Source organism: Mesorhizobium sp. J18 (assembly GCF_007829525.1).
Lineage (GTDB): Bacteria > Pseudomonadota > Alphaproteobacteria > Rhizobiales > Rhizobiaceae > VLJP01.
The window spans coordinates 21,192-34,327 of record NZ_VLJP01000018.1; the positions used below are offsets into that span (position 1 = coordinate 21,192).

Below are 13,136 nucleotides of genomic sequence, written 5' to 3' on the forward strand. Positions count from 1 at the left end.
GTTCAGATATCTAGTAATTCAGGCTCCGACCGCCATCCGACGCGCCCGCCCCCGCCGAGCGGAATGGCGCGCCTTTGCTGCCATGCCGAAGGCAAGCGCGCGGCGGCAGGTCCCGTCACGAGCCACAACATGCCGTCATGCACACCGATAAGCGCCGGCACGGGGCTGTCCTGCAGCAACATCCGCAAAGGCGCGAGATCAGTCATGGAAAGATGGGTGACGAGTGCAGAATCCTTTCCCGGCACCTCCCGCAAAGCGGCAACGAGCTCCACAGGCGAAGCGACAGCCCGGAGGCAGACTGCGCCGCCCCGGCGCAATAGCCGCAGCGGCTCCGTCTCATAAGGCGCGAAACTGCCGTCTCCGTCGACATTGACCACATGCAGCACACGGCCGTGCCCGACCTCGAGCAGGTCGACATCGCGGCGGATGTCGCAGATCACTGCGGGAAGACGCAGCTGCCACCGTGCCCGCGTCGCAAGCAGGGATTCCTGCAGCCATTGATAGCGCCAGCCATGGCGGCCGATGACCGGCCATGTGCGCATGCGGTCCCTCTCGTCGCCGCCCACCGTGCCGCAGGTGGTGCGAACCGGAACAGCACCGGGATGCATGGCGGCGACTTTCCGATGGGCGACATCGAGCCGGGCCAGATTGGTCGTCATGCTGTTATGGGTGATAGCGAGATCGACCGCACCCACCTCGAGCCCGTGCGCCTTCACCCGCAACCCGTATTCGACGGCATAAGTGTGCCAGGCAAGGTCCTGATGCTCCGACAGCGGATCCTCCAGAACGAGATTGCGCCGAACCATGAAAAGCACCTCGTCCAGGCTGTCGACGGGAACGGGATGCGGCGCCGATCTTCCCAGGAGCTGGACGCGGTCGCGAATCCGTCCGACGAGGGCACCGGCGGAGGTCACCCCGAGCGCGCCGAGCATTCCCCATCGGCCTTCTTTCCGAAGCAGCGCGGCCGCTTCAAGGAGACGGTCGATCGAATGCAGGTAGACATCCTGATGCACAAATATCACGACGTCGTGCCGAGCCTTCCGCGCCCCGTGATTGAGGGCTGCGCCGGCCGTGGTGAAAGCGTGGGCGGTATTGTCGACAGGGATGAAATCAATCTCCGCCCGGCCCGCGATCGATCGGTCGAGGCAATCCCGGCGGACCTCGGGATTGTTGAAGACGCAGACGAGGGATACGCCTTGCTGCTTCACGGTCATGCCTGGGCCTCCTCCTTGATCGCTCCCGCATCCGCGCAGCGCGCCGCAGTGCCGAGCGCTCCCTCCACTATGGCCGCCAGCCGCGCGGCGAATGCCTCGCGGGAAAATTCCCTCTGCGCCCGCCGCATCGCCCTTTCGCCGAGCTCGAGCCGTTTTACTTCGTCCGAAAGCAGATCCACGATCGCGCTTGCAAAGCCTTCCACGTCGCCGGGCGGGACCAGGATGCCTGCATCACCGATCTGGTCGGATACGCCGCCAACGGCGAAGGCGACGATCGGCCTGCCGAGGAGCATCGCCTCCATCACCACCAGCGGAAACGGATCGTCCCGCGACGGCAGCGTGGCAACGGTGAAGTGCCGCATATGGGCGTAGGGATTGTCCGAAGGGCCGAGGAATTCAATCCCCTCGATCTTCTCCGCCCCTTCAGGGGGAGCACCCTCCCCCACCCAGAGGAAGCGCAACGGAAGCTCAGGGAGGGCTTGCCGTACCCGCCGGTACGCCTCGACCCACAGATCGGCTCCCTTGCGATGCTCGACGCGACCGCAGCAGCCGACGACGAATTCTTGCGGCGTATAATCCCGGCCCGGCGGCTCCGATGACAGTGTTAACACACGGGCGCCGTCCGGTATGGAAGGCAGGAGGGCAACGGGCTTGCCGGCATGAAGCCGTTCGAGATCGCCTCCCACGCTTGGCGAGCAGGCGACGAGGGCAATGCCGGCCGGCATCACGGCAATAGCGGCCTGTTCCAGGAAAGGGCCGAACACCTCCGCGGATTCATGGAAATGCAGCMCCMCCGGCAGGCGCAACAGCCGCGCCGGTCGGATATAGATCGCCGCCGACGACGAATTGACATAGACCAGGTCCGGCCGCGCCAAAAGCAGGGTGGCCAGGGCGCAGCCCATGTCGAAGACGCGCGCTATAGCCCTGCCCCATGCTCCGGGCAAATCCCACAGGCGTCGGCGCACCCGCCACAAGGGCTCCATACGGGTCGGCGCGATTGCCCGGAATTCCGCCATCAGGGGCCCGGCACGGCGCGAGACCATCCGGACATCGTGTCCCTGCTCCATCAGGCATCCGGCAACGAGCTGTGCCACCCGCGGCGCGCCCGACCGCGAGGCCTCGTGGGTGACGAGCAGAACTCGGCTCATGGATATTCCCGCCCGGTAGACCATATCCTCTCGCGCACAAGGCCGAGAGGATCGCGATCAGAGTTTCACGATCGCAGAGGCAAGACAATTCCACCCAGCATCCATCAAAGGGACTAATCGCCTTGATGCACCCCCTTGCTGTAACTCCATCGGGGAGCGCGTTTTCACTACGGATGAACGGACCGGACGGGGCGGCAACATGCAGACAAGGGCGCAGATGGGGGCGCAGGCAGGGACGATGCGGCCAGCCGTGATGCCGCAGCGCATAGCCCCGGTCCCTCGGGCAAGGGAACGGTCGAGGGCACGTGCTCAGCCGCAGGCGGAGAGCGCCACCGACGCCCGCAGCAGGAAGCTGCCGCTGCCGATCACCCTCTTCCTGCTTTCGCAGCTCGTGCCGTGGATCATCACCATCGGGCCGATCAGGATGTCTGCCTACCGTTTCGTCCTCATCGCGTGGCTCATCCCCTGCCTGATCATGTGGCTGTCCGGGAAGGTCGGGCGGATCAGGATCGCGGATTTGGCACTGCTCGCCTACTGTTTCTGGTGCTTCCTGGCCATCATCGCGGTGCATGGCTTCAGCTATTCGCTGGAGCCGGGAGGTATTATCTTCATCGAGACCATGGGCGCCTACATGATCGCCCGTTGCTACATCCGGGATGCTGATGACTTCTACAATACGGTGCTGCTTCTGTTTCGCATCGTGGCCGTGCTCCTGCCCTTTGCAATGCTGGAATCGATTACCGGACGCAATTTCGCACGCGAAATCCTCGCCATGATCTATCCGACCTTTCCAGATGCGATGCTCGATCCGCGCTGGGGATTGCGGCGGGCGCATGTGATCTTCGAGCATCCGATCCTGTTCGGCGTTTGCGCCGCGAGCATCTTTGCGCTCACCCATCTTGTGCTCGGCTACAAGGAAAGCTTTTTTCGTCGCTGGACACGCAACGCAGTCGTCATCGGCGCGGCATTCTTTTCGCTTTCTTCCGGACCTCTGAGCGCGCTGGGTGCGCAAGGAATGCTCATCGGCTGGAACTGGGCGGCCGGCAGCATAAAGGAGCGCTGGAAGATCCTTCTCGGCTTCTCCTTCATAGCGGGCCTGTCGGCCGAGTTGCTCTCCAATCGCTCGCTGCCGGCGATATTCATCTCCTATTTCGCCTTCAACGAATCCTCGGCACGCGTCCGGCTGCAGATCTGGGATCACGGAATGGCGTCGGCCATGAAGCATCCGCTCTTCGGCGTCGGCTTCAACGAATGGGAGCGCGCGTCCTGGATGACGACAAGCATCGACATGTTCTGGATCATCGACGCTGTCCGGCACGGCGTACCGGCCGAGCTCTTCATGGTCATCGGCTTCTTCGCGGCCGTGCTCACCGTCGCGTTCAAGAAGGGGCTCGACGAACGGGCAGGCGTCTACCGGACTGCCTATCTGATTGCCATGACCGGCTTTTTCATGTCCGGCTGGACGGTCTATTTCTGGAACGCCACCTATGTGCTCTTCCTGTTCGTTCTCGGCAGCGGCATGTGGATCGCCGATATCGGCGGCCAGCATTCCGGACACCATGCCGCTTCACTGGCGGCAAGGCGTTCGGATGCTCACGGTGATCGTCGTAATTCAGTACGTGGCACGCCCGCCCGAGAGGTCGAAAACCGCGCCGGTATTGAACGAGCACGAGTTGGAACTGAGCCATAGGACCATTTCGGCAACCTCCCGCGGCTGACCCAGACGACCCATCGGGCTCTTGGCCAGCATAACGGCAACATGTTCGGAGCTCATCTGATCGAGCAAACTTGTATCAACAGCCGCAGGCGCAACGACATTCGCCAAGACGCCGCTTCCGGCAAGCTCCTTGCCAAGGGATTTCGTAAGAGCGATCACGCCTGCCTTTGATGCGCTGTAGGCAGCGGCGTTCGGGGTGCCTTCCTTGCCGGCAAGCGACGCGATGTTGACGATGCGTCCCCAGCCATTCGCTTTCAGCGCTGGCACGAGTCTGCGGCATACATTGAAAGTGCCCGTGAGATTGACATTGATGATGTGGCCCCACGCATCGTGATCGTATCTTTCGACCGGCAACGTAGCACCGGCGAAACCAGCATTATTGACCAAGATATCGAGCTTGCCATGCGCATTTAATGTTGCGTCAGCCGCCCGGTCCACCGAACCGACGTCCGATACGTCGACCTTGAGCTGACCAGCCCCGAGATCATCCTCAGCCGCCATGTCCCAGATGACAACGGTCGCCCCCATTTGCCGGTAAGCTGCCACGATGGCTGCACCAATCCCCTGCAACCCTCCCGTAACGACCGCCACACGACCGCTGAAGTTATAGGTTGCGTCTGACATGGCCGGTTCTTTCAGGAGAAAATTTGATGCTCACTATATGGGTAAGTTGACCATATATTGGATAACAATCGAACCAGAAGAGGTCAATGCAAGGTTTCATGCGTCGGCGCGTTTTCAAACAATGGTTGCCATAGAGTCGGAAATGGCCTGCACGGTCTCCTGAATCTTCTCGACATATGCTTTTGCCAATTCCTTGTTATAGCGATAGATCGGGATGCTGAGGCTTACCGCGCCGACTGGCCGCCTCGAACGATCAAAAATGGTGCCGCCAAAGCAGCGGATATCGGCCTCGTTTTCTTCGTTGTCATATGAATATCCTTGCGCGCGGCTTTTCTGGATATCAGCGTATAAAGCGTCAGCGTCAGTGATGGTGTTCCGGGTTCGTGGCTTCAGATCCATCCCCTCGATAATGGCGCGGCACTCCTCCTCCGGTAATCCTGCCAGATATGCCTTGCCGACCGAGGTAGAATAAAGTTCGACCCGCGTGCCGATACGTGATGTCATACGCACGGTACGGGGGCTTTCCAGCTTGTCGATGTAAACCATGCCATTGCCGCTCGGCACCGCGAGATGGACTGTCTCACCGGTGGCATCGCGTAGAGCTTCGATGTGGTCGCGTGCTATGGAGCGCAGATCCGAGGTCTCCCAGCTCCGTGAAGCCAGCTGAATGAGCCTGTGCCCTAGCTGGTAGGTGCCATTTTCAAGGCTTTCGGCAATAAGCCCTTCGGCCAGCAATGCCGTGACGATGCGATAGAGCGTGCCTCGTGGATAGGGAAGAATCTTGGTCAGCTTCGCGAAATCGAGCCGGGTCGGTTCATCGGCGATCGCCTGAAGAACGGTCATGAACTTCGAGAAGGACGCAGTGCCCTGAATTTGCGCGCGCACAGGCTGAACCCTTGGACCGGAGGTAGTCTTGCTCATGCCGGATATCCCTTCATCCGATGACGCTTGACAATTGATCGATACGCCATCGATAATGTGGGCATATTGTCCATATTATGGTCAATATGTTCAAGTGTATTTCCGTTTCGGTATCGCCCTGTCTGGATCGGCAGGACGAAGTGCCGCTGAAAGTGGTTGGGCTGCCTTTGGGAGGAGGAGCATGACAGATCATCAGCCGGATGCCGGCGACGGGAAGTTGGTCCCCTACAGGAAGGCGCAGCCGCCTGAATCCCCGCCGGAACTCGTCATTCCCGATGCGATACCGGCGGACGAGCGCGTGTGGGTGCCCGTGGAGGAGAATGTTTGGTTCCGCCCGCTGCTGATGTGCGTTTCGCGCGGCTACTGGATGAACCTTCTTAAGGTTCGGAAGTCCGGCGTGCTTTCGCGTCATCGCCATCCTCTCCCTGTTCATGGCTTCGTTCTGAAAGGCGAGTGGCGTTACCTGGAGCATGACTGGATCGCGCGCGAGGGTGGGTATGTCTACGAGGCGCCCGGCGAGACTCACACTCTTGTGGTCGACGATCACGTGGAGGAAATGATCACGCTGTTCCAGGTGAATGGCGCCATGATCTATGTCGATCCGGACGGCAACACCATCGGCTATGACGATGTCTTCACGCGCATCGACAAATGCCGTGCCCACTATACCGGGAACGGTCTCGGGGCCGACTTCATCGACCAGTTCATCCGCTGAACACGCTTTTATAGAGCGTCCCCGCATACAAGTTCAGGAAAGTTCGAACCTTACGGAGGCCGGCGTCAAGCTGGCGATACGAGAGAAAGATGGTTTCTGACGAGGCGGAAATCCGCATGACGAAATCGGGCCAGCCACGCCATGGCTGACGAAGCGGTTATTTTCTCCCCGGTGCCGTACAGGCGGACTTGGCAGGCGGTGAAATTCGTCGCGCCACTGCTGTTGCTTGTATTGCTGTGGCAGGTGGTTGTATCGGCGTTCGACGTCAACCCCCGCATTTTCCCGGACGTTCCGACCGTGCTGCGTGCGGGTTGGGAAACTATCGCCAACGGCTCCCTGGCCGCCCATGTCGGCGCCAGCATGCTGCGGGTTTCGGTCGGCACGGTGCTCGCGATAGTCACCGCCGTGCCGCTCGGCATAGCCATGGGTGTCAGTAAGGGCGTCTCCGACTTTCTGACGCCACTGTTCCGCTTCTTCTCCGTGCTGGCTGGCATTGCCTGGATCCCGATCGCGACACTCTGGTTCGGTTACGGTTTCGGCGCCATCACCTTCGTCATCTTCAACGCAGTGTTCTTCGTCGTGGCCTACAACACGCTGTTGGGCGTCTCGACCATTCCGATGCCGCTGCGCCACGCCGCCGCTTCGCTGGGTGCCGGACGCTGGCAGATGCTGACCCAGGTGCTCTTGCCTGGCGCGCTGCCAAACATCGTCACCGGCATCCGTACCGGCATGGGTTTCGCATGGCGCGGACTGATCGCCGCGGAGATGATCGCCACCAATGTCGGGCTCGGCTACATGCTGTTTCTGGCCCGCGACTTCTACCGCACAGAAGTGATCGTCTTTGCGATGATCGTCATCGGCTTGATCTGGCTGGTGCTCGACCGACTGCTGCTGGCACCGCTGGAGCGCGCCACGATCGAACGCTGGGGGCTCGTGCAGCGGTCATGACGGCACTCTACACCATATGGGGCTGCTATGTCCGCTGGTCGCAGCGCTGGCCGGCACTCGCCGCCTTCGTTCCCTTCATTCCACTGATCGCTGCCTGGTGGTTCATCGCCTGGTTGCAAATCTTCCCGCCCGTGTTCCTGCCTGGCCCGGTCGAGGTGGTACAAACGGGATGGGATCTTACCTACAAGGGCATCCTCAGCGAATATCTCGCCGACAGTCTGGCGCGTCTGGCCGTGGGGGCGGCCGCAGGCATGGCGATCGCCATTCCGCTCGGCGTCTTCATCGGGCTTAATCGCAAGGCGCACGAATTCTCCTGGCCGATCCTGCTGTTCTTCCAGGCGATCGGCGACATTGCATGGTTGCCGATCCTGCTGGTCTGGTTCGGCTTCGGGCTCACGACGATGACCTTCGTGATCGTCTACACCGTATTGTTCCCGGTTGTGCTGAACACTGTGCTCGGCATCCGCTCGGTCAAGCCCGAACTGGGTCGCGCCGCACAAAGCCTCGGCGCCTCACCTGCACGCATCCTGTTCGAAGTGACGCTGCCGGGCGCGCTGCCCAACATCATCACCGGGCTGCGCAACGGGCTCGGCTACGGCTGGCGCGCGCTGATTGCCGCCGAGATCATCGTCGGCACCAGTGGCATCGGCTTCCTGATGTTCGATGCGCGCCGCGCCGGTTCCGTGGAAGAGATCGTCGTCGGCATGATCGTGCTCGGCGTGCTCTGGTACATCGTTGACTCCTGGTTCCTAGCGCCGATCGAGCGCGCGACGGGCCAGCGCTGGGGATTGGTGACGTCATGAAAAGCCTGGCTCTGGAAAACCTTTCGAAAACCTATTTCGACCCTTATCGCGGTACCCAGCTCACCGCGATCAAGGACGTGTCGCTGAATGTAAAGGAAGGCGATTTCGTCGCTGTGGTCGGACCTTCAGGCTGCGGCAAATCGACGATCCTTAACATGATCGCAGGTTTCGTGCCCGTCACCAGCGGACGCATCCTGGTGGATGGACGCGAGGTTAAGGGGCCGGGGCCGGATCGCGGGGTCGTGTTCCAATCTCATGCTCTGTTTCCCTGGAAGACGGTGGCTGAAAACGTCACCTTCGGTCCAAAGATGCGCGGCGTCGGCAAGCAGGAGCGGGCAAAGATCGCAGAAGAATATCTGGCGCTCGCCGGTTTGTCGCACGCAGCCGACCAATATCCCGCCGAGCTTTCCGGCGGTATGCAGCAGCGCGTGGGCGTGGTGCGTGCGCTCGCCAACAATCCGGACGTGCTGCTCATGGACGAGCCCTTCGCCAGCGTCGATGCGCAAACGCGCATGACGCTGCAGGAGGAGCTGACCCGCATCTGGGAGGAACGGCGGCCAACCGTAGTCTTCATCACCCACGACGTTTCGGAGGCTGTGTTCCTGGCCAATCGGGTTGTCGTGCTGTCGAAAGGACTTGTGCTCGAGAAGGTCGAAATTCCGCTGGCACGGCCACGCTCCTGGGAGCGGCTGGTCGAGGACGACAAGTTTAAGGCACTGTCCAACCAGGTGCTGCAACTGGTGCGCTCGGCATGAGCATGCTTCGCGACGCCATATATTCGACACGCGGCAAGGTGGTGATCGGCGTGATCACCGCGATTGTCGGTTGGCAGGTATGGTTGAGCGTCGCGGCAGCCGGCAAGATCGGTGAAGGCATTCCGCAAGAGGGACGGAGGGTCGACGTGCTGGTCACTCTGGCCTTTCCGCCGGAACGCTTTCACATCCAGAAATTCCAGAAACTCGGGCGGGTCTCGGGCACGAAGGAAAACTCCGTGCAGGTGCGCGGGGTCAACAGGGCGGATTTGAAAGCACTCGCCAGGCCCTTCTGGGTCCTACGGGTGGAGCCGCTGACATGAGGAGGAGATAATGATTAGACGACTGGCATTGGCGGTCGGTCTGGTACTGGCGGCACCCATTGCCGCAAGTGCGCAGGACGACCTCATCGAACTCAACGCAGGCATGGTCTCCGGTATCGACCAGCTCGGCTTGCCGATCGCGCTCGAACAAGGCTTTTTCGAAAAGCACGGCCTCGATGTGACTATCGCAAACCCATATGCGACGGGTGTCGATTCACTCAATGCGCTGCAGGCAGGAGAGGTGGACACCGTTCAGGTCGGCGTGCCCATGATTGGCGCTGTCGTGCGCGGGATGGATCTCGTAGCGCTCGGCAACTATTCGGGCAACGCCGCGCAGCTCGGCTCCGACACCACCATGGCCCTCGTGGCGCGTGAGGGCTCAGGGATCGATGGCGACGATCTTTCGACGCTGAAAGGCAAGAAGGTCGCAGCTTCTTTCGGCACCATCAATCACCTATACATCCTCGCGTTGATCGAGGCTGCCGGCCTGTCGGTCGACGAAGTGGAACTGGTCAACACCCCGCCTCCTGATATGACTGTGGCGCTGCTGTCAGGTGGCATCGACGCCTTCGTCGGTTGGGATCCCTGGCCGATCGTCGCCCAGAAGGATGTGCCAGGCGCTTATCAGGTCGTGCGCGGCGGCAATTACATCTCCTATGTCGGCTTCAATGTCGCCATGCGCGACTGGGTAGCCGAGAACGGCGACACGATCGAGAAATACCTCGCCGCTCTTTCGGAAGCCGACCAGTGGATGCGCGCCAATCCCAAGGACGCCGCCCAGGTGGCGACCCGATGGATACCTGGTCTCGACCCGGCGGTTGCCGAGGAAGCGATGGGCTACAACATCCAGCAAGCCGACCGGCGGCTCTCTGCCAACAATTACGAGGCTCTTCACGCCGCCGTTTCGACACTGCACCGCCTGGGCTTCATCGACAGTACGTTTGACGTGAACAAACACATGAACGCCACGCATATCGTCAATGTCATGAAAGAGCAGCCGGAGCTGTTCTCCGATCTGCCGGAAATCCCGGCCGAGGCTATGATCGGAGAGGATTACACCTTCACTCCCAAGGATTGACATGGCACGTCCCGCCGCCTCGAGTCGGCGGGACAACCACCCCGCGCCACGAAGGCGCATAAAACGGAAAGTGTTTACCGATGGATCTTGGAATCAAGGGCAAAACTGCCATCGTCTGCGGCGGATCGAGAGGGCTCGGCAGGGGCTCCGCGGAAAAACTTGCCGAGGCTGGCGTTGATATCATCCTCAATGCGCGCTCGCAGGAGCCCCTCGAGAAGGCGGCAAGCGAGATCGCACGGAAATACGGGGTCAAGGTAACCCCTGTCGCTTGTGACGTGACAACGCCGGAAGGCCGCGCCAAGCTGCTGGAGGCTGCACCTGCGCCCGACATCCTCATCAACAACGCAGGCGGCCCGCCGCCCGGCATGTGGTACGACTGGGGCGAAGAGGAGTGGCAGGCCGCGATCCGCGCCAATATGCTCTCGCCGATCCATCTCATCACGGCCGTCCTGCCGGGTATGATCGAGCGTCGCTGGGGACGCATCGTCAACATCACCTCCGGCTCGGTGAAGGCTCCAATCCCCGTACTCGGCCTTTCAGGTGCAGCGCGCAGCGGGCTGACCGGCTTCGTCGCAGGCACATCGCGCCAGGTGGCACAATATGGGGTGACCATCAACAATCTGCTGCCGGGCCAGCACGAGACCGCGCGTATCGAATCGCTCATGAGCAGCGCTGCACGCGACAAAGGCATCACCGTCGAGGAGGCCCGGGCGCAAGCCTATGCGGCCAATCCTGCGGGACGGTTCGGCACCACCGAAGAATTCGGGGCAATGTGCGCATTCCTGTGCAGCCAATATGCCGGCTATATCGTTGGCCAAAACATCCTGCTTGATGGCGGCGCGATCAATTCGACGCTGTGACGCTGGCAAAGGCAGCGAGGCAGACATGACCATCGACGAAAGCGCCGTAGCTGATCCCGGCTGGGCCCGCCCATTCTTTGCGGGAAAGAGCGTGCTTGTGACCGGAGGGACTTCCGGCATCGGAGCGGCCATCGCGGCCGGATTTGCCGAAGCGGGGGCAAGTGTCACCGCCACTGGCGCGACTGATCCAGAGGTCGAGGCGGCGAAGGCGAATGCTTCTTCCGCGCTATGCTTCCGGCAGCTCGACGTGCGTGACCGCTCAGCAGTCGAGGCGTTGGTGGCTTCGCTCGATGTGCTCGACGTGGTTGTAAACTGTGCCGGCATCATCCGGCGTGGAGACGAACTCGATCCAGATGTTTTTGCTTCCGTCGTAGATATAAACCTGACTGGCTCGATGCGCGTCTGTGCGGCGGCACGGCCCCTGCTGGCGCGTTCCGACGCTGGCGCGATTGTCAATCTGGCCTCGGTGCTGACCTTTCAGGGCGGCGGGCTGGTGCCAGGCTATTCGGCCAGCAAGGGCGGCATTGGCCAGATGACAAAGTCGCTGGCCATCGCCTATGCCGATGAGGGCATTCGAGTCAATGCAGTGGCCCCCGGCTGGATTACAACGCCACTGACATCCGCATTGCAGTCCGACCCAGGGCGCAACGAGGCAATAATCGCGCGCACGGCGATGAGGCGTTGGGGCCAACCGCAGGACATCGTCGGTGGCGTCATGTTCCTGGCCTCGCCGGTCGCCAATTTCATCACCGGCGTGATTCTACCGATCGACGGCGGCTATCTGATTACCTGACCCGGCCGCAACGGACGGCGATAGACAGTTGCGGAGGACGACATGGACATCATCACATATCTGACCACAATCAATTTCGGTGCCGGTGCACTCGCCTCGCTGCCTGACGCCATGCGCGATCTTGGGATTTCTCGCCCGCTGATCGTCAGCGATCACGGTATCGCAGCCGCCGGGCTGCTTGAGCGACTGAAGGTGCATGCACCCGACGCGCCCACTTTTCTTGACGTGCCAACCAATCCGACAGAAAGCGCGACGAAAGCGGCGCTCGCCGTCTATCGCAAGGAAGGTTGTGATGGCGTCGTGGCCTTCGGCGGGGGGTCGCCCATCGACCTTGCCAAGGGGGTGGTGTTGCTGGCTACCCATGAAGGTGATTTGGAACAATATGCTGCAATCCTCGGCGGCATCCCGCGCATCACGCCAGCGGTCGCGCCGCTGATCGCCATTCCCACCACGGCCGGCACCGGTTCGGAGGTGGGACGCGCGGCTCTGATAACGCTGGAGGACGAACGCAAGCTTGGTTTCATCAGCCCGCACCTGATCCCCAGGCGGGCGATTTGCGATCCGGAACTGACGCTGGGCCTGCCACCACACCTGACGGCCGCCACTGGCCTCGACGCGCTGTCCCATTGCATCGAGACCTTCCTGTCGCCGCGCTTCAATCCGCCGGCCGAGGCAATCGCTGTCGACGGCTTCGCACGCATCTGGTCGGCGCTGTCGACAGCATTCGAGAATGGCTCTGATCTTGCCGCGCGCAGCGAGCTGATGATGGGTGCGCTCCAAGGGGGCCTCACCTTCCAGAAAGGATTGGGGGCGGTTCATGCGCTCAGCCACGCGCTCGGGGGACTAAAGGCACTGAAGCTCCATCACGGCACGCTCAACGCAATACTCATGCCGCCGGTGCTGCGCTGGAACGCCGATGCCGCAGGCGAAAAGATCGCCCGCCTGGAAAAGGCGGTCGGCCTGCCGTCGTCCACCAGACTTGCTGATGCGCTCGACGAGCTTAATCGCCGGCTGGGCATACCCGAAAAACTTTCAGAGCTTGGCATCACGCGCGATGTGTTCGGCTGGACGTGTGAGCGAGCCCTGGCCGACCACAGTCATCAGACCAATCCGCGCCGGCTGACTGCAGCCGACTATGCGGAAGTTCTCGAAAGCGTGACGTAGTTCTGCGTGGCGACCCCCCGTCCAAGGCTCGAACGAGACGGCAGCGCAAACAACCAAACAGCCGTCTGTCTCAAAT

14 protein-coding genes are annotated in these 13,136 nt (G+C 61.5%); 10 read left to right on the top strand and 4 right to left on the bottom strand.

Going from position 1 to position 13,136, the window contains the following annotated elements; all coding sequences use genetic code 11:
- Positions 1-2 precede the first annotated feature (2 nt).
- Positions 3-1,214, bottom strand: a complete 1,212-nt coding sequence (locus L598_RS08935; protein WP_144861726.1) for a glycosyltransferase — start codon at positions 1,212-1,214, stop codon at positions 3-5.
- On the bottom strand, positions 1,211-2,362 hold the full coding sequence (locus L598_RS08940) for a glycosyltransferase (protein WP_186444972.1): 1,152 nt from the start codon (positions 2,360-2,362) through the stop codon (positions 1,211-1,213). The genes L598_RS08935 and L598_RS08940 overlap by 4 nt, the downstream gene beginning before the upstream one ends.
- A 199-nt stretch (positions 2,363-2,561) precedes the next feature.
- Here L598_RS08940 and L598_RS08945 point away from each other — a divergent pair, with 199 nt between their 5' ends.
- Positions 2,562-4,052 carry an O-antigen ligase domain-containing protein gene (locus tag L598_RS08945; protein WP_144861730.1) on the top strand — a complete coding sequence of 497 codons (1,491 nt, stop codon included), beginning with the start codon at positions 2,562-2,564 and terminating at the stop codon, positions 4,050-4,052.
- On the opposite strand, the gene L598_RS08950 is transcribed toward L598_RS08945, so the two are convergent.
- A complete protein-coding gene (locus tag L598_RS08950) occupies positions 3,975-4,703 on the bottom strand; it encodes an SDR family NAD(P)-dependent oxidoreductase (protein WP_144861732.1) in 729 nt (242 codons plus the stop codon). The genes L598_RS08945 and L598_RS08950 overlap by 78 nt on opposite strands.
- Before the next feature lie 114 nt (positions 4,704-4,817).
- Positions 4,818-5,624 carry an IclR family transcriptional regulator gene (locus L598_RS08955; protein ID WP_144861735.1) on the bottom strand — a complete coding sequence of 269 codons (807 nt, stop codon included), beginning with the start codon at positions 5,622-5,624 and terminating at the stop codon, positions 4,818-4,820.
- Positions 5,625-5,805: 181 nt separating this feature from the next.
- Between L598_RS08955 and L598_RS08960 the strand changes: the two genes are divergently transcribed.
- The 9 genes from L598_RS08960 to L598_RS09000 all read left to right on the top strand — a co-directional run bounded on the left by L598_RS08960 (position 5,806) and on the right by L598_RS09000 (position 13,060).
- Positions 5,806-6,339, top strand: a complete 534-nt coding sequence (locus L598_RS08960; RefSeq protein WP_144861737.1) for a 2,4'-dihydroxyacetophenone dioxygenase family protein — start codon at positions 5,806-5,808, stop codon at positions 6,337-6,339.
- A gap of 141 nt (positions 6,340-6,480) precedes the next feature.
- Positions 6,481-7,287, top strand: coding sequence for an ABC transporter permease (locus L598_RS08965; protein ID WP_144861739.1), 807 nt, complete (start codon positions 6,481-6,483; stop codon positions 7,285-7,287).
- On the top strand, positions 7,284-8,090 hold the full coding sequence (locus L598_RS08970) for an ABC transporter permease (protein WP_144861741.1): 807 nt from the start codon (positions 7,284-7,286) through the stop codon (positions 8,088-8,090). Before L598_RS08965 ends, L598_RS08970 begins: the two co-directional genes overlap by 4 nt.
- Positions 8,087-8,845, top strand: coding sequence for an ABC transporter ATP-binding protein (locus L598_RS08975; RefSeq protein WP_144861743.1), 759 nt, complete (start codon positions 8,087-8,089; stop codon positions 8,843-8,845). Before L598_RS08970 ends, L598_RS08975 begins: the two co-directional genes overlap by 4 nt.
- Positions 8,842-9,165 carry a hypothetical protein gene (locus tag L598_RS08980; RefSeq protein WP_186444973.1) on the top strand — a complete coding sequence of 108 codons (324 nt, stop codon included), beginning with the start codon at positions 8,842-8,844 and terminating at the stop codon, positions 9,163-9,165. Before L598_RS08975 ends, L598_RS08980 begins: the two co-directional genes overlap by 4 nt.
- Before the next feature lie 10 nt (positions 9,166-9,175).
- On the top strand, positions 9,176-10,243 hold the full coding sequence (locus tag L598_RS08985) for an ABC transporter substrate-binding protein (RefSeq protein WP_246658689.1): 1,068 nt from the start codon (positions 9,176-9,178) through the stop codon (positions 10,241-10,243).
- Positions 10,244-10,323: 80 nt separating this feature from the next.
- Positions 10,324-11,103: an SDR family oxidoreductase gene (locus L598_RS08990; protein ID WP_144861745.1), complete on the top strand. Its 780-nt coding sequence runs from the start codon at positions 10,324-10,326 to the stop codon at positions 11,101-11,103.
- A gap of 25 nt (positions 11,104-11,128) precedes the next feature.
- Positions 11,129-11,896 carry an SDR family oxidoreductase gene (locus tag L598_RS08995; RefSeq protein ID WP_144861747.1) on the top strand — a complete coding sequence of 256 codons (768 nt, stop codon included), beginning with the start codon at positions 11,129-11,131 and terminating at the stop codon, positions 11,894-11,896.
- Between the two features lie 42 nt (positions 11,897-11,938).
- On the top strand, positions 11,939-13,060 hold the full coding sequence (locus L598_RS09000) for an iron-containing alcohol dehydrogenase (protein ID WP_144861750.1): 1,122 nt from the start codon (positions 11,939-11,941) through the stop codon (positions 13,058-13,060).
- Positions 13,061-13,136 lie beyond the last annotated feature (76 nt).

What these genes read in the sequence shown, in the direction of transcription:
- L598_RS08935 (WP_144861726.1), bottom strand. Translation starts at nt 1,214, where the DNA reads ATGACCGTGAAGCAGCAAGGCGTATCCCTCGTCTGCGTCTTCAACAAT.
- L598_RS08945 (WP_144861730.1), top strand. Translation starts at nt 2,562, where the DNA reads ATGCAGACAAGGGCGCAGATGGGGGCGCAGGCAGGGACGATGCGGCCA.
- L598_RS08950 (WP_144861732.1), bottom strand. Translation starts at nt 4,703, where the DNA reads ATGTCAGACGCAACCTATAACTTCAGCGGTCGTGTGGCGGTCGTTACG.
- L598_RS08955 (WP_144861735.1), bottom strand. Translation starts at nt 5,624, where the DNA reads ATGAGCAAGACTACCTCCGGTCCAAGGGTTCAGCCTGTGCGCGCGCAA.
- L598_RS08960 (WP_144861737.1), top strand. Translation starts at nt 5,806, where the DNA reads ATGACAGATCATCAGCCGGATGCCGGCGACGGGAAGTTGGTCCCCTAC.
- L598_RS08965 (WP_144861739.1), top strand. Translation starts at nt 6,481, where the DNA reads ATGGCTGACGAAGCGGTTATTTTCTCCCCGGTGCCGTACAGGCGGACT.
- L598_RS08970 (WP_144861741.1), top strand. Translation starts at nt 7,284, where the DNA reads ATGACGGCACTCTACACCATATGGGGCTGCTATGTCCGCTGGTCGCAG.
- L598_RS08975 (WP_144861743.1), top strand. Translation starts at nt 8,087, where the DNA reads ATGAAAAGCCTGGCTCTGGAAAACCTTTCGAAAACCTATTTCGACCCT.
- L598_RS08980 (WP_186444973.1), top strand. Translation starts at nt 8,842, where the DNA reads ATGAGCATGCTTCGCGACGCCATATATTCGACACGCGGCAAGGTGGTG.
- L598_RS08985 (WP_246658689.1), top strand. Translation starts at nt 9,176, where the DNA reads ATGATTAGACGACTGGCATTGGCGGTCGGTCTGGTACTGGCGGCACCC.
- L598_RS08990 (WP_144861745.1), top strand. Translation starts at nt 10,324, where the DNA reads ATGGATCTTGGAATCAAGGGCAAAACTGCCATCGTCTGCGGCGGATCG.
- L598_RS08995 (WP_144861747.1), top strand. Translation starts at nt 11,129, where the DNA reads ATGACCATCGACGAAAGCGCCGTAGCTGATCCCGGCTGGGCCCGCCCA.
- L598_RS09000 (WP_144861750.1), top strand. Translation starts at nt 11,939, where the DNA reads ATGGACATCATCACATATCTGACCACAATCAATTTCGGTGCCGGTGCA.